This window comes from Leptotrichia massiliensis, assembly GCF_900104625.1.
GTDB lineage: Bacteria > Fusobacteriota > Fusobacteriia > Fusobacteriales > Leptotrichiaceae > Leptotrichia > Leptotrichia massiliensis.
On record NZ_FNVZ01000005.1, the window covers coordinates 1,210,047 to 1,225,758 of the forward strand.

At 30.3% G+C, this 15,712-nt stretch carries 14 protein-coding genes and 1 pseudogene; 2 read left to right on the forward strand and 13 right to left on the reverse strand.

The genetic code is table 11. From position 1 onward, the window contains the following. Window positions 1-22 precede the first annotated feature (22 nt). The 9 genes and pseudogenes from truB to BQ5344_RS12630 all read right to left on the reverse strand — a co-directional run. The gene (gene truB / locus BQ5344_RS09805; RefSeq protein WP_071125158.1) at window positions 23-1,099 is read right to left on the reverse strand and encodes a tRNA pseudouridine(55) synthase TruB; all 1,077 of its coding nucleotides are present in this window, start codon (window positions 1,097-1,099) and stop codon (window positions 23-25) included. A gap of 36 nt (window positions 1,100-1,135) precedes the next feature. Beyond that, entirely contained in the window at window positions 1,136-2,746 is a 1,611-nt protein-coding gene (gene cls, locus BQ5344_RS09810; protein ID WP_071125159.1) for a cardiolipin synthase, read from the reverse strand. A gap of 200 nt (window positions 2,747-2,946) precedes the next feature. Next, the gene (locus tag BQ5344_RS09815; RefSeq protein WP_235846147.1) at window positions 2,947-3,834 is read right to left on the reverse strand and encodes an Imm49 family immunity protein; all 888 of its coding nucleotides are present in this window, start codon (window positions 3,832-3,834) and stop codon (window positions 2,947-2,949) included. A gap of 464 nt (window positions 3,835-4,298) precedes the next feature. Further along, window positions 4,299-4,664, reverse strand: coding sequence for a Rid family detoxifying hydrolase (locus tag BQ5344_RS09820; RefSeq protein WP_071125160.1), 366 nt, complete (start codon window positions 4,662-4,664; stop codon window positions 4,299-4,301). 102 nt (window positions 4,665-4,766) lie between these two features. Continuing rightward, entirely contained in the window at window positions 4,767-7,082 is a 2,316-nt protein-coding gene (locus BQ5344_RS09825) for a patatin-like phospholipase family protein (RefSeq protein WP_071125161.1), read from the reverse strand. 213 nt (window positions 7,083-7,295) lie between these two features. Further along, window positions 7,296-8,012 (reverse strand): YjjG family noncanonical pyrimidine nucleotidase, encoded by a 717-nt coding sequence (locus tag BQ5344_RS09830; RefSeq protein ID WP_071125162.1) that lies wholly within the window; start codon window positions 8,010-8,012, stop codon window positions 7,296-7,298. A gap of 45 nt (window positions 8,013-8,057) precedes the next feature. Then, window positions 8,058-8,639, reverse strand: a complete 582-nt coding sequence (locus BQ5344_RS09835; protein WP_071125163.1) for a TMEM175 family protein — start codon at window positions 8,637-8,639, stop codon at window positions 8,058-8,060. Between the two features lie 293 nt (window positions 8,640-8,932). Next, entirely contained in the window at window positions 8,933-9,121 is a 189-nt protein-coding gene (locus BQ5344_RS09840) for a PspC domain-containing protein (RefSeq protein ID WP_021769380.1), read from the reverse strand. A gap of 111 nt (window positions 9,122-9,232) precedes the next feature. Next, a pseudogene (locus BQ5344_RS12630) lies at window positions 9,233-9,664 on the reverse strand (helix-turn-helix domain-containing protein); the annotation flags it as partial. A gap of 245 nt (window positions 9,665-9,909) precedes the next feature. Between BQ5344_RS12630 and BQ5344_RS09850 the strand changes: the two are divergent. Next, a complete protein-coding gene (locus BQ5344_RS09850) occupies window positions 9,910-10,659 on the forward strand; it encodes a hypothetical protein (RefSeq protein WP_071125165.1) in 750 nt (249 codons plus the stop codon). Between the two features lie 390 nt (window positions 10,660-11,049). Here BQ5344_RS09850 and BQ5344_RS09855 read toward each other — a convergent pair whose 3' ends face one another. Further along, on the reverse strand, window positions 11,050-11,790 hold the full coding sequence (locus tag BQ5344_RS09855; protein ID WP_071125166.1) for a hypothetical protein: 741 nt from the start codon (window positions 11,788-11,790) through the stop codon (window positions 11,050-11,052). Between the two features lie 576 nt (window positions 11,791-12,366). On the opposite strand from BQ5344_RS09855, the gene BQ5344_RS09860 reads away from it, so the two are divergent. After that, window positions 12,367-13,218 (forward strand): LysR family transcriptional regulator, encoded by an 852-nt coding sequence (locus BQ5344_RS09860; RefSeq protein WP_071125167.1) that lies wholly within the window; start codon window positions 12,367-12,369, stop codon window positions 13,216-13,218. A 35-nt stretch (window positions 13,219-13,253) separates the two neighbouring features. Here BQ5344_RS09860 and BQ5344_RS09865 read toward each other — a convergent pair whose 3' ends face one another. The 3 genes from BQ5344_RS09865 to ybaK all read right to left on the reverse strand — a co-directional run bounded on the left by BQ5344_RS09865 (window position 13,254) and on the right by ybaK (window position 15,368). After that, window positions 13,254-14,096: an aldo/keto reductase gene (locus BQ5344_RS09865; RefSeq protein ID WP_071125168.1), complete on the reverse strand. Its 843-nt coding sequence runs from the start codon at window positions 14,094-14,096 to the stop codon at window positions 13,254-13,256. A 199-nt stretch (window positions 14,097-14,295) separates the two neighbouring features. Next, window positions 14,296-14,844 carry a sugar O-acetyltransferase gene (locus BQ5344_RS09870; protein ID WP_071125169.1) on the reverse strand — a complete coding sequence of 183 codons (549 nt, stop codon included), beginning with the start codon at window positions 14,842-14,844 and terminating at the stop codon, window positions 14,296-14,298. Between the two features lie 23 nt (window positions 14,845-14,867). Further along, window positions 14,868-15,368, reverse strand: coding sequence for a Cys-tRNA(Pro) deacylase (gene ybaK / locus BQ5344_RS09875; protein ID WP_071125170.1), 501 nt, complete (start codon window positions 15,366-15,368; stop codon window positions 14,868-14,870). Between the last annotated feature and the right edge of the window lie 344 nt (window positions 15,369-15,712).

Below are 15,712 nucleotides of genomic sequence, written 5' to 3' on the forward strand. Positions count from 1 at the left end.
CACCACTTCTCAGTTCTGAACATTACAAAAAATATTTATCCCTTTTTAAATAAATCCTATCCCCCCGAATACTTACAATTTTCACAATTCCCTTAAATTCTCTTACATTTGTGTTCTTATTTCTCACATATATCTTAAATTTCTGATTTTCTCTTACATTTGCCCCTTTACTGGCTTCTTTGCTTATATTTTCAAATTTTTTAAACGTGTCAATTACTGTCATCCCATTTTTTAGCTTTCCATACTTCACATTTGAAACATTTATTCCGTAATAGTCCAGCACATACTCTATTTCTACAAAACAAACAATTTCCCGAATTTTTTCAGCCCTTGTATCTGAATCACTTTTTGTAGCCCAGAAAGACTCATTTTCTGTTTTTCCTTCCATAAGATTCTTCAATTTATCAATTTCAGCTTTAGCCTTTTCCAAAGTAATCGCATCTTCAATCTCAAATCTTCCAATTTTAGTTCTCACAAGTCTTGTCATTGTGGCAAAAACTCCTAATTTTTCTCCAATATCGTAAACTAATGAACGGATATAGGTTCCACTGCTGACTTTTGCATAAAATGAAATTTTAATATTTTGAGCATTTTCTGAATTTTTATCTGGACGCATTACCTTTATTTCTCTAATTTCTGATATTTCTACATTCCTTTCGGCTCTTTCCACTTCGATCCCTTTTCTTGCCAGATCATAAAGTTTCTGTCCTTCAATCTTTATTGCGGAATACATCGGCGGAACTTGCTTTATCTTGCCTTTGAAACTATTTACAGCCTGTATTATTTCAGAATCACTTATATTAATTTCAGAATCATATTTTGCAATAACTGTCCCTTCCAGGTCGTAAGTGTCTGTTTTGTATCCAAGCTCCATTTCTACATAATATTCCTTGTCTTTTTTCATCAAATTATCAGAAAATTTTGTAGCTTCGTTAATCATAACAATCATAAGTCCCTCAGCCATTGGGTCAAGGGTTCCAGCATGTCCTACTTTTTTAGCCTTTATCACTTTTTTCAAATGATTTATTGCCCCAAACGAACTTACCCCCTTACTTTTATTTAAAAGAATCAGTCCATCCTTAGTAAAATTTTTTTCCATTTTACTCCCTTCCTTCCTACAATTGCTATAATTTATTTACATTATTGGTGAAATCAGTTTAAACACAGAGTTTCTGAGCCGTTTCATAAAAGTCACCTTTTTTAGCCTTACCTCATCGAACCTTTCACATGCTTCCAAATCCTCTATAAATTGTGTCTTCAAGTCCTTACTGATATTCTCGTTATAAAATACCGAATTTACCTCGTAATTTATTTCAAAGCTCCGCATATCAAAGTTACACGTTCCAAGTGTTGATATTTTTTCATCCACAATAATATTTTTACTGTGTAAAAATCCCGCTGTATAACGGTAAATCTCAATGCCTGCTTCAATTAATTCCGCAAAATAAGTTTCTGCTATCCAGTAAGGCATTTTCTTATCTGGCACTCCTGTAACCATTATTTTTATTTTTACTCCAGAAAGAGCCGCCATTTTCAGTTGCGAAATCAAATCATAATCAGGTACAAAATATGGACTTTGAATCAGCACTTCCTCTTTCGCCGTTGCAATCATTTTAGAATATAGATATTTCAAAGTGGTCCATTCGGTGTCAGGCCCGCTTGAGGAAACCTGCATCAAATATTCCAGTTTTTCTTGCTTATCTATCGGTTTTTGCTCTTCCAGTTCGTGAACTGCCTCTTTTTTTATATCTTCAATAAAATCGTCTTTCCCACCGCTGTTTAGCCAATCTGTAACAAAAATTGCCAGATACTGCCCAATTATTTCTCCTGTAATCCGAATATTCGTATCTCTCCAGCTGTCAAACCTCTTTCCACCGTCTATATATTCCTGCCCTACATTCATACCGCCAGTATGCACTATATTATTATCGATTAACGCTATTTTTCTATGATTACGATAATTCATCTTGGAAATAAAAAATTTAACATCCAAAAACCATCTTATTTCAATCCCAGCGTTTCTAAGCTCCTTTTTATATTTTCTAGGCAATTTCCAAGTTCCCACTCCGTCAAAAAGCAGTTTTATTTTAACTCCTTCCTTAGCCTTTTTCAAAAGTGCATTTTTTATTCTTTCCCCAAGCTCATCAGCCTTCCAAATAAAATATTCCATATAAATCGTACTTTTTGCATTTTCTATATCAAAAATAATCGAATCAAATGCTTCTTTCCCATGAAAAAACAATTTATACGAATCATTATTGGTCAAAAAAGTACCTTCAGCCTCATACAGCATTTTTACAAGTTCACTTTGCTGACTGCCTAAATTAATATTTTTTATCATTGTATCAATCTGATTCCGTATTGTAACTTTTATTTCTGCTTCAGTCATTTTATCTGTGTTTCCATCCACATTTTCAAGACGATTATAATAAAAAAAGTCCTGCGATCTAAAAATATCCGATACGTCCCGCTGCATAAAATTAAAAATCCTTGAATACAGCTTTTTTTCTTCCCCTTTCATCTTCTTAGAAATTATCTTATTCCTTCTCCAGTTAATCCCAAACAAAAGATACAAAACTGCTCCACCAAGCGGAAATGTAAAAATTGTAAAAATCCAGGCAAGCATCGCATTCGGTGATTTATCCGACAAAAGCACCGATACTGTCAAAACAATAATTATCAGATAATGCAGCCTTTCAAACGGAATTATCCAGCTTGAAATAATTATAGCCAGTCCATGCAGCATATTATCTCCTTCATTTTTTATTTATTAAATTAATCTATCTTTTAGCATTATATCTATAATTTTATCACTTTTAACAAAGATTTTCAATCATTCTTATTGAACAAATTCTAAAAACATGACATAACGAATTAAAATTAAAAAATACATAAATTCATGTAAAAAACAATTCATAATTTATTTAATTAGTTAATTTCCTTATGTTAAAAATTTAAATTCCAGCTGTTTTTCCATTCCTTCCATTCTTTCGGAGTTACCGTTGCCAAATCAAAATCTTTCATAAAATCATAAGGATCTTCATATTTTTCAAGAGGTGTTATATCTATTAATTCTTTTGGTGCCACTTCATGGTCTATTTCTAAATCTATTCCATGATATAATGCTATTTTGGCATATATTATGACATATACATGCAAGTAAAATTCATAGTTTGGATTATTATCATTTGAAAATTTTCTTGCTACTTTCTGTTCCATCATCCCATCTATCGCTTTTTTCATTCCATCAATATCTTTATCTGCCAAAGCACTTAAAAATTCATAGTGCAGTTCTCCATATTTATAATAACTATCTTTCAGTGGCTTTTCCAAATATGCACTACATCTTTTTTTGACTTCTTCAAAATCTCCTCTTATTGCATCAAGAACTACACGAATTAAGAAAAATAATCCATAATCATTTTTTAAATATCCATATTTATTTTTTTCACTGTCATAATCATCAGGCATTATCATATCAATATTATTTTTGAAAAATGTTATAAAATCTGGATTATTAGACATAAACATTTCAAACATTTGAGTTGGGTGAGTAACAAGCATACTTGACCTACTGGTTGATAGTATTCTCAATTTTCCACCTATATGACAATTTAATCTATGTTTTTCAATATTTTTTTCTATTAATAAATTTATTGAAGAGAATTTATTATAATAATTAGATAAAGTTTGCATACAAGCAAATTGATTCCCTTTTTTATTTTCTATATACTCCAATTCATCTTTATCAAAATTTTCTTCTTTTCCTAAAAAACTTGAAATTAAACTAATTCCTTTTTCGTATTTTTTCTCTCCTGCTAATATGTTCTTCATAGTTTTTTCCTTTCTCATTAATTTATTTTGTATTTCTACAGGTATAATACTATTTATTACCCATTTAAATAGCGAATGTTTAAATTACATACTATATTCTTTTTGTGCTTAGTATAGTTTCTATTTTATAATGGGGTTTAGTATTAGATTATTTTATTTAATATTAGTTTTTTTCTTTTTTCTTTTCGTAGGATTGCTCATTGCCGCAAATCCTTATCTTGCAATAAGGGTTTATCCTGAGAATCAAAATGTATGGCAAGATTGCTACGCAACACCTATGGCTAGACTACGACTTTTATTTGCCCAACTCCGAAACTCCTCCTTTCAGTCGTCAAACAGTCGTAGTTGAACAAATAAAAGCTCCGTCGGTTTATTAAAACAAAAAATTATACTTTAATTATTTTAAAATCCTATAAAAAAAGATAACTTCAAGTTTCCCCAAAGTCATCTGTTTCATTTAAAAATTATTCTCCAAAATAAGCTATAGCTTCAATTTCCACCAAAACTCCTTTTGGTAATTTATCTACTGCAAAGGCTGATCTTGCTGGATATGGTTCAGTAAAGTATTCTGCATAAATGTTGTTTACTGCTCCAAAGTCGTTGATGTTGTCTAATAATACAGTTGTTTTTATAACGTTTTTTGTTGTTAATCCGTTGTTTTCTAAGATTGCCTTCAAGTTTTCAAGAACTTGTCTTGCCTGTTCTTCTACTGTAACAGCTTCAATTTGCTGATTTTCAGGATTTATTGCGATTTGTCCTGAGATGTACAAAAAGTCACCTGCTCTTCTAAAAGCTGAATATGGTCCAACTGCTTCTGGTATTTTTTTCATTTTTTCCTCCTAATTTTACTTAAATTTTTATACTTTATTCTATCACATTTTTTCAATATGAAAAAGATTTTTCTTTTACTTTGCTTACTATTCCCAAAATTATTATTCTGGCGAATATCCAAAGTTTATAACGTATCTCCAGCTTTCTCCTGGAACTTTTGCAAATCCAAAATAAAGCGGAATTGACAAGGCTTTTACTCCAAACCCAAATTTATAGCTTTCCTTTTCTTCAGTTCCAAATCTGTAGCTTTTTTGAGAAATGTTTGCCCTTGAATAAGTTGTGTCTAAATATACAAGTTTTGATACATTATATTGAGCCTTCAAGCTTCCAATAAAAATACTGTTTCCACGAATTTTATCTGCTGGCATTCCAGCAAATTCTAATGAATTGTCAGCTGTTCGTATTCCTCCCATTTTAGGTCTGTAAGTTTCTGGAATATCATCCCCATAAGATGTTAGATATGCTACTTTTGGAGTAATTGTAATTTTTTCGCCAATCGGTATATTAATTTCTCCACCTGCACTTAACGAGTTAAATTTAGCCTTTTTTGCATTTGCTAATATATATTTTGAAAATAAATGCACTCCTCTTGTTGCAAAGTTTATACTGTCTCTTGTGTCGTAATCTAGCTGGGCTTCAAAGTATGGGAATGATTTTCTTACATTTTCAGCATTATTCTGATGTTTTGTCACATCTGAAATCTGATAGCCTCCACCAATTGAGAATAACAGATTTTTATACATTTCAAATCCAATTCCTGCTCCAATTTTGAATTTTCTGTTTTCAAAGTTGAAATATCCGTTATTGTATTTTTGATTTTTTATAATATCACGTTTATATTCAAATTCGCTGTAAATCAAGGCTTTTGAATCTTTTCCAAGTTCAGCGGTAGCCTTACCTCTTGCCCCATATTCATTTGCAACCGTTCCAGTTACTGAATATCTTACATTCGTGTTATTTATAATTTTACTTCCCTGAAAGCCAACATTTACCGTAGCCAAGTCCTCGTTATTTATATTTCCCGAAAGTGTCAAATAATCACTTGGTTTTTCCTGCACATTTATTACCAAATCATTGTCCTTCACTTCGTAATAAACCGTTGTAAAATCACCATTTTGATAAATATTATTAATTATTTCCTCCATATCCAGCCTGCTTAAAACACCAAGTTTTTTAGGCAAAAATTTATCAAAATATGCTTTTTTATATTTTTTGTTTCCTTCTATCACAACTCCTGTAATATTGTACTCATCGCTCCAAGTCCGTCTAAACTCTTTCCGTTTTTCCTCCAGCTTTTCATAAAGTTCAGGATTTGATAATTTTCTGATTTCATCTATATTTTCTCTCGCTATTTTCTCTCCTGCCTCGATAAGCTCCTTTACCTTTGAAAAATCATAAGACTCAAACTTTTCCAAATCTGGTTTCATATACAGGTCAAGCATACGAATTTGACGCTCCACTTCCTGTCTTCCAGCAATTGTTGTCGAATCTGAAATTACATCAATCAAGTTCATTTTATTCTCATCTCTTTTTGTAAATCCGTCTCCTACATTCACTCCAATAGTATAATCTGCTCCAAGCACCTTCACATCCTGCACAGGTAAGTTCCGTGTAACTCCTCCGTCAATATAAAGTCTTTTCCCATCTCGAATTGGCGCAAAAATTGACGGCAACGATAAACTTTCCCTAATTGCCGTTGCAATCGAGCCCTTGTCAATCATAACTCCTTCTCCAGATTCCAAATCAGTCGCAACCGCCGCAAATTTCCTAGGAAATTTTCTAAAATCCTGTACTCTTAATGCTCCATAAAAAATTTCATTCAGCCTTTGGCTCGCAGTTTTCCCACCAACAACTCCGCTAGGTAGTTTTGGCATAAAATTTTTCATTGGAATTACCGTACTATTTCTATCTTCAATCGAATTTCTTATAGCTCCCTTGTCCTTTCTCTCGATTTTATCGCTAAAAAGTCCCAGCCAATCCATACTAATCGCTATTTCCTCAATTTCCTGCGGAGTATATCCGACGCTATACATTCCTGCAATAATGCTTCCCATACTCGTTCCAGTCGCATATTCCACAGGTACCTTCTCTTCATCCAGAACCTTCAATATTCCAATATGAGCAAGCCCTTTCGCTGTTCCCCCACTAAGCACCAGCCCAATTCTCTTATTCTCCTGAAAAGCTATATCTTTTTTATTTTCTAATTTTTTTTCTTTATTTAAAATATTCCTGTCCAATTCTATTTTAACTTCATTTTCCAAAACTTCTTTTTCGCTGTCTTTTTTACTTTCCATCAAATTTTGTTCATCTTTTTTTAGCACAAAATAATTTTCATCTTTTAGGCTTTCAGAAATCCCAAAACTATTTACCAAAAGAAAAATAATTAAAAACAAAAAACTTTTTCTTTTTTCAGTCATTTATGTCATCCTCCTCTTTTATTAATTTTTTATTAAACTTAATTTATAAAAATTTATCTATAATCATTAATACAGTTCACTTTTTAATTTTGTATTAGGCTGTTTGGTTTAATAATTACTTTTTTATTTATTTTTTTAAATAATTGACTCTCTAGTCATTTTACTATAAGAAAATTTTATTTCTCTTATAAATTCACTAAAGTTTTGAGTAAATTATAATATTTCAAATAATTTTTCAAGTTTATTTACTTCATACTTCGGAATAATCCCAGTATCATTCACATTATTTCGTAAATTTACCCAGCAAGTGTCAATTCCAGCGTTTTGTCCGCCTTTTATATCTGCTCCTAATGAATCACCTATCATTATAACTTGAGATTTATCCCTTATTTCAAAATAATTCATTGCATATTCAAATATTCGTTTATCAGGTTTATTTACACCAACTTCATCAGAAATGATAATTTTATCAATGTCTTTGGCAATTTCTGAATTTTCTATTCGTGAATACTGGACTTCCTTTATTCCATTAGTTACAATTCCAACTTTGTATTTTGAATGTAAGTATTCACACAGTTTTTCAGTTGCTTCAAATGGAAAAATCCCTTCTCCTAGTTTTTTCAGATAAAGTTCGCTCATTTCATACGGATCGTATTTCAAATCAAACTCCTCAATTATTTTTTCAAATCTCACAACCTTTAATCTATCCTTATCCACAGCCCCTTTTTCCAAATCCTTCCACAACTGCAAATTCACATCTTTGTATCTATCTTTTAGCTTCTCATAAATTTCTTCTTTCTTAGCATACTCCAAGTCACTTTCCACAAAAAATCCTAATTCTTCAAAAGTGTTCCTAAACGCTGTTTTTTCAGTTTTTGGATAATCAAAAAGTGTATCATCCAAGTCTATTAATACAAGTTTGTAGTTCATTTTTTTCTCCTTTATTTATTTTATCTAAAATATTTCTATCATTTTTTAATGTTTTTTAAAATTTCTTTTTTTCAGTTTAGGCATTGGAATATACCATATTGACAATGAAATAAATCCTATTATTAGCATAAGCATTGGATTAAATAAACCTAGTACAAAAGAAGAAATTTGTAAAATCGTTGTTATTTTGTGTCTTTTAAGGCTTATTACTGTTTTCTTTAGCTTTATATTCTCAGGATCTGCCTTTACAAGTTCATTGCAAAGCCATGAATAAATAGTATTTTCTCCTAATAGAAAAAATATATACACACATTCCACCAAATAACTGTAAGGATTTTCAGAAACCCACAATGTTATATATGGAAACAAAGTATTTAAAAACAATAGAAGCATCTGTATTTTAACTATTTTAGAATTTATTTTCTCAACCTTGTCAAATATCATATGATGAGTATCCCAAAATATTACAAACAGTGTAAATGTCGTTATATATGCAAAATAATTCACTCTATTTTCCCAAACAGCTGCTAATGTCGTACCTTTTATTTTAGGCAGCTCCAATACCAAAACTGTTATTATAATCGCTATAACTCCATCAAAAAAGCCTACTAATCTGTCTTTTTTCATCTTACTACTTCTCCTTGCATTTGAATCCATAATAATAATTATACTAAAAAGAATTAATAAAATCCAGTCCATGTATTATTTTTTGTTATTTTAATTTTCAGTATTAGCTGATACATATTTTAATTAACTAAAAAACTAGCAGTTAAACTACAAAACTGAAAAACATCGAAAAAAGTTATCCAATTATACAAAAAACTTATTAAATTTGATGGATAAAATAAAAAAAAGTCTATTTTCTATAACAACTTAATGTTTTTTAAAATAGACTTTTGATGTTTATTTTTATTTAAGAATTATTCTCCTTCAGGTAAAACAAATCCTGCTATTAAATATGCGATTGCTAGTGATCCGCCTGTAATAACTGCTAATACAACTGCTATTATTCTTATTAAGTTAGAATCTTTATCCATGTATTTTGCAAGTCCACCACATACACCCATTATTTTTTTGTCAGATGCTGATTTTGTTAGTTTTTTTTCCATTTTTCCTCCTAAATATTTTTATAAATGAAATTTCAAATTCTTTATCTCACATACATTATATCATACTCCCTTATATTATGTAAATTATTTTTTATACTATTCCCCATTTAATATGTCTATCTGTACTCTTTCCCCAGGGTACTTCGCCTGTTCAACCTTCTTTTTTCTTTTATGTAGCTTTTTAGGCTTTTCTTTGGCATTGCCCTTTATTTTCCTTATTATCTTGCACATTGAATCGTATGTACGGCTGTAGCCTTCCTTTCTTGCTTTGACATAAACTTCTGCCAGCCCTTCATAGCCAAATTTCCTGTATTTTTTTATAACCAGTTCTATTTCTTCTTGCGTGTGCTAGTTTGGGTGGCTTTTAGGTCTTCTGCTTTTTGGCAGAAGAGATTGGATTGTGCCGTCATATCTGTCTCTCCAACGTTTTATCTGCTGACGTGATGTCTTATAATTCACTGCTGCCTTTGAATTATTATTATGTTTTATTGCATACTCAATTGCCCGTTGACGAACACGGTATATTTCTGATATACTACTCATATGAAAGGTTTCTCCTTAATGTGGTTTTGGTTGGCTTACATTATATCAGAAACCTTTCTTTTTTTGTATATTCTTGTCACATATGTATTATCTCACAACATAAAATTAATTCAGAAATGCTTTACATGGACACACTAATATGGTATTATATAAGTAAAAGTGATAGAGGTACATATCGTAAAAAAATACAAGTCGTTTTATCAGTAACTTAGAAATTTTAAAATTAAATAAAGGAGTGTGCTGTCATGAAATCTATGAGAAGGATTTTTTTAGAAATAATATTTTTGTTAACCTGTATTAATACTGCAGTTTTTGCAGGAGCTGAAGAATGTTCAGTATCAAATGCAAAGTTTCAAAAAAATTATAGGCCTATTAGCCATGCACTTCTTCCAAATAATGTATGGAGAAGTGAAAAGGAGAAGGAACTTTTCTTTAATTGTGTTCGTGCAGAGAAAAAATTTGTTTATGAAATAATCGGAAAAGATGTTTCTATGCCATTAACAGTTAATATGCCAGTAGAGTTGGGACCTGACGGAACAGGTTCGTTAAAGCCTGGAAACACTCGTGATTTAAAAGTATATCCTGTTGAAGTCGAAGTTGAACCTGGTAAAGAGTACATAGCTATAATTCAATATTTAGGGTCAATGTCGTATGCCGCTCTGATACCATATTATTCAAGTGATGCCGTAGAGTTTATAAACAATAAGAAGGATATTTATGCTGGAGCATGGCATTTTTATGTTTATGATAATGGAACAGTTTACTATCCTAGATATTGGGATAGCATAAAGTTTAAAGTAAAAACGAAATACTCTAATGGTAAACCTGTTAAAAAGGCAATTGTGCGATTTATTGTATCAACTGCATATATGGAACAGCAAAGCAATAGTTTATTCGCTATAATGGAAACAACACATATAGGTGCTTCACAATTCTTAAATACACCAACTAAACAGGCAACTTATATTGATCCAAAAACTCATAAATTTTATTAGTCAATCTAATAACATACCAGTACTGACCCCAAAAAGGTGGAATTATACATACATATGAAATATATGTATGTTTTTTTTGTGTTTAATGTAACAAAAATAAAATATAATTTAACAAAGAAAAATGTATATGATATATTCTCAAATTTGACAGTTAAAACCTCGAACTCTAACAGTATCAAGAGTTTGAGGTTTTTAAAAGTTGCACAATTTTTTCTACTTTTTATACTATTCCCATTAAAACAAGGGAGTTTTTATAATTCTGTTTAGCAAGGAGTCAAGACCCCTTGTCAGAAAGTAAATGGGTGGTATGACTACAATATTTTTATTCTTTTTATAAAAAAAAGAAGCTGAACTCAAAATTTTAATCATTTTGAGACAGCCCTTTTTGTCTTACTTTAATGTAGGCCCTGGGATTTTATAAATTGATAAATTTCCAGATCCCATTAATCTTTGACTATTTACCAAATTAACTTCTAAATGTCCTTGTGTATTTGGCAAAACTTCTACAATGTATAAAAGTCCATTCTGACCACCAACAATTTTATAATTACCAGTATCATATATTCTTTTTCTTGTAATAATACCAAATCCAAACTGAATTCCCTTTTCTTCATGTTCATATATAGCACTGATATGATCACTATAAGAACTTGCACTGATAGAAATCAAATAATATCCAGGATCTAAAAATTGATCTATAGATGATTTGGTTTGTCCAATTTTTAAACTTTGACCAAAAATTGGTTCTCCTCTAAATTTTGTTATACCAAGATCTATGTCTTCATAATTATTAGTATACGGTATAGCTCTTCCCCTCTTAGTAGTCGACGTTATTTTACCTTCAACAGCTTCTTCAGCAGTTTTAGCAGAAACTTTTGAATCTTGTGTTTGTACAGTAGATGTTTCTTTCGATTTCTGATTTGTCTTTTTTTCACTAGGCTGATTTCCAACTTTCCCATCCATAACATCATTTACTGCTTTGTTGACCTTTCCAGAAATGTTAGTCTGTACAGTATTCGCTGCACCATTTACTATTCTCTGTCCTAGATTGGATAACCACCCTGCTTGAGCAGGCACTGATAATACAACTAATGCTAAAATCCCAAATGCTTTTTTTGTCACTTTTTTCACGACACTCAGCTCCTTCTTTTAATAAAAAATTTTTTAATTAGTAATAAGACGAACAGTATTTTCCCATGATGTGTATTTCTATTATTTTCTTTTATAGAATACCATATTAGTATAGTTATGTAAAGTTATTTCTAATATTCTTTTTTTAAAATTCTAATGTTAAAAGTTCTTCTTCTAGAAAATATTCACATTTTTGCAACGAAAAAAAAATACGCCAAATTTATGACACATTTTCATATTTATTCTTTCTCTTTATGATACTGCAATACTTTTTCCCTTGTTCACTTTTAAATGCCCGGTAAAAAGAAGATATTTCCATATATCCAATCAGATAGGACATTTCATCTCATAAAAACACTTTCTAATAATTTTATAATAATGTAATCATATCATAAATCAGTAAGGAATTTAATTTTTAGTTTTTCATATATAATCTCCTTCATTTTCTTATTTTTATTTCCTTATCTTTATATATAGTTATAATACTAAAATTTAAGATAGAAGTACAATACCGTTTAGAAAATGTGCTATAATTAAAATGCATACTAGAAATAAAAATTATATGAGGTGATTTATATGATAGAATTGGAACAACTTAAACAGCTTATCGCGTTTGCAACATATGGAACATTATCAAAAGCCGCTGAAAAATTGTATATTTCACAGCCTGCCCTTTCCCGTTCGATACAAAAGCTGGAAAAAACTTTAGGGGTTGAACTTTTTGACAGGAAAAAAAATAAGATGGAATTAAATGAAAATGGAAAAACTGTTATCCAGTACGCAGAAAAAATATTGAATCTTGTAGATGAAATGGAAGAAAAAGTTAATAAAAATAATCAGGTTCTAAATAATTTTTCAATTGGTTCATGTGCTCCAGCTCCATTGTGGGATATGATTTCATTATTTGGAAGATTTTATCCTGAAAAATATATTCTTCATAAAATAGAAAATAATCTTCAGTTATTTGAAAAACTTAAAAATGGAAGTTATCAGATGATTATTCTTTCTGAACCTATTGATAATTCTGAATTTTTCTGCATAAAATACAAAACTGAACAATTATTTTTATCAGTTCCTTTGCAGCATCCGCTGGCTAAAAAAAAGGAAATACATTTTTCAGATATTACAGATGACAGAATGCTCTTATTCAATCCAATCGGAATATGGAAGGATGTAGTTTTAGAAAAAATGCCTAATATGAACTTCCTTATTCAAAGTGACAGGATTATTTATCAGGAATTAGCTGAAATGCAAAATTTACTGCATTTCCGTTCAAATTTCACACTTGAACGTGAAGACAATTTCAAAAATAATATTTCAATCCCAATTGCTGACAAGGAAGCAAAAATGACTTTCTACTGTGTCTGTAAGAAAAGTATAAAAAATGAAATTGAAAAAATTTTTGATAATTTTAGTGAAAATTCTTAAAAAATAAGAGGGAAGAAATCTCCCTCGTATTTTTATTATTTCCTTCCATTAAGCCATTTTACTATTTCTACATCATCATGGTTTAAAAATAAACTTTCCTTTTTATCAAGTTCAGATATTTTTCCCATATCCTCGCTGTTCAATTCAAAGTCAAATACATTAAAATTTTCTTCAATTCTGTCTTTTCTTGTTGATTTAGGTATTGCAACTATATTTCTCTGAATTAGCCATCTTAAAATTACCTGAGCCACAGATTTGTTGTATTTTTTACCAATTTCAGACAAAATTTCATTTGCAAATATTCCATTTTTTCCTTCTGCAAAAGGTCCCCATGATTCTATTTGAACCCCATATTCCTTCATTATTTCATTTGCTTTAACCTGCTGATTGAAAGGATGTGTTTCCACTTGATTTACAGCTGGCACTACTTCATTATTCATAATAAAATCAACCAGTCTGTCAGGATAGAAGTTACTTACACCAATTGCTTTTATTTTCCCTTCCTTATACAGCTCTGTCATCGCTCTCCAAGCTCCATATACATCATTAAATGGCTGATGTATCAGATATAAATCAATATATTCCAAATCCAATTTTTTTAAAGAAGTTTCAAATGCCAATTTTGCCTTTTCATAATTTACATCACTTACCCATAATTTTGTTGTAACAAAAATTTCTTCTCTCGGTATTCCACTTCTTTTTATCGCTCTTCCTACCGCTTCTTCATTTTTATAAGCTGCAGCTGTATCAATTAATCTATATCCTGCTTTTAACGCATTGTAAACTGCTTCCTCACATTCTTTCATATCATCAATTTGAAATACTCCGAATCCTAATATCGGCATTTTTACTCCATTGTTTAAAGTTACGTATTTCATAATATTTCCTCCTAATTTTATATATCCGTTTTCTAAATTATAGTTACACTATCAATCTTCTTGAACATATTTTACAAAAAAATTTTCCTAAAGTACAATATCAATTTTGCAAGTTCACTATAACCAAAATGCATACTAAAGGAATGAAGCAGAAAAATAAATTAACGTTTAAACATCGTATCTTTTCCTCCTTCATCGTTTACTTTCTCTCTTCTTCTGTCAACTCTCTTATCACTTTAGCAGGAATCCCTCCTGCAATACTGTATTCTGGAACATCTTTCGTAACAACCGCCCCAGCTGCTACAATAGAGCCTTTCCCAATGGTAACACCAGATGTAACTGTAACATTTGCTCCAATCCATACATTATCTTCAATAATAATTGGCGCTGCAAACAGTTCAGCCCTTTTACTCACACAAGTATTATGATCCAATGTAGCCAGAACTACATTATGCCCTATTAAAACATTATCTCCTATTGTAATTCCCCCTTGATCCTGAAACTTGCATCCGGCATTTATAAATACATTTTTACCAAAAGTAATATTTTTTCCATAATCTGTATTAAACGGCGGAAAAAGAGCAAAACTTTTATCAACTTCTTTACCTGTAATTTTCGACATAAGCTCCACAATCTCCTGTGCCGAATTATATTTTGTATTAAGTTCAAGAGTAAGTTTCATAACATCTCTACTATTTTCCCTCATTTTTTCGATTTCTTCTTTTCCAATTTTAATTTTCTCTTTCATAAAAACCATCATCCCTTCACAATCTAAATTTCTTCCATTGTCAAATCCACAATATTCCCTTTCACTACTTCAATCAACTTTTTTGTTTCCACTTCCATCTGTAATCCTCTTCTTCCAGCTGAAACCATTATTTTGTGAAATTTTTCAACTTCCTTGTCAAAAAAAGTACTGAACAGTTTCTTCATTCCCACAGGAGAACAGCCTCCACGAATATATCCTGTTTCCTTCTCCAGTTCTGAAAGTGGCAATAAATCAATATTTTTCTCCCCACAAGCCTTTGCTACCTTCTTTAAATCAAGATGAGCCTCTCCATGAATCACACAAACGTACAAATTCTTACTTTTTCCCTTTAACACAATAGTCTTAAAAACCCTATCCGCCAATTCAGGCAATTTTTCCGCAACACCAAGCCCTCCGCTTTTATCCTCGCTCCACTCATAAGTATGAATAATATATGGAATCTTCTGTTTATCTAGTTGTCTTAATGCATTCGTCTTTACAATTTTTTCTTTTTTATGTTTCATTTTATACCCCCATAATCGTATTTTTCCTTATTTTCCTACTTAAATTGTACTTTATTTTTTTTCAAAAATCAAATTTTTTACTCTGACTTATAGTTTTTATTTATTTAAGTTTATGAGACAGATTATTGTTTATAAATATTTTTCTATAAATTTTTATATTTCTTCTTTTTTAAATATAATAAAATTGTTTTATTAAAACTAAAATCACAAAAAATTTTATTAAAATAAAAATTAAAATAAAAAAATATTAATCAAAATCATAAAATATTTGAATTTTTTTAGAATATTGACAAATATACATATATATGATATAAATAAATGTCTAATAGAGACGCCCCATCTCT

Bases quoted from the DNA above. Each gene is read 5' to 3' on its own strand.
- truB (WP_071125158.1), bottom strand. From the start codon at position 1,099: ATGGAAAAAAATTTTACTAAGGATGGACTGATTCTTTTAAATAAAAGT.
- cls (WP_071125159.1), bottom strand. From the start codon at position 2,746: ATGCTGCATGGACTGGCTATAATTATTTCAAGCTGGATAATTCCGTTT.
- BQ5344_RS09815 (WP_235846147.1), bottom strand. From the start codon at position 3,834: ATGAAGAACATATTAGCAGGAGAGAAAAAATACGAAAAAGGAATTAGT.
- BQ5344_RS09820 (WP_071125160.1), bottom strand. From the start codon at position 4,664: ATGAAAAAAATACCAGAAGCAGTTGGACCATATTCAGCTTTTAGAAGA.
- BQ5344_RS09825 (WP_071125161.1), bottom strand. From the start codon at position 7,082: ATGACTGAAAAAAGAAAAAGTTTTTTGTTTTTAATTATTTTTCTTTTG.
- BQ5344_RS09830 (WP_071125162.1), bottom strand. From the start codon at position 8,012: ATGAACTACAAACTTGTATTAATAGACTTGGATGATACACTTTTTGAT.
- BQ5344_RS09835 (WP_071125163.1), bottom strand. From the start codon at position 8,639: ATGAAAAAAGACAGATTAGTAGGCTTTTTTGATGGAGTTATAGCGATT.
- BQ5344_RS09840 (WP_021769380.1), bottom strand. From the start codon at position 9,121: ATGGAAAAAAAACTAACAAAATCAGCATCTGACAAAAAAATAATGGGT.
- BQ5344_RS09850 (WP_071125165.1), top strand. From the start codon at position 9,910: ATGAAATCTATGAGAAGGATTTTTTTAGAAATAATATTTTTGTTAACC.
- BQ5344_RS09860 (WP_071125167.1), top strand. From the start codon at position 12,367: ATGATAGAATTGGAACAACTTAAACAGCTTATCGCGTTTGCAACATAT.
- BQ5344_RS09865 (WP_071125168.1), bottom strand. From the start codon at position 14,096: ATGAAATACGTAACTTTAAACAATGGAGTAAAAATGCCGATATTAGGA.
- BQ5344_RS09870 (WP_071125169.1), bottom strand. From the start codon at position 14,844: ATGAAAGAGAAAATTAAAATTGGAAAAGAAGAAATCGAAAAAATGAGG.
- ybaK (WP_071125170.1), bottom strand. From the start codon at position 15,368: ATGAAACATAAAAAAGAAAAAATTGTAAAGACGAATGCATTAAGACAA.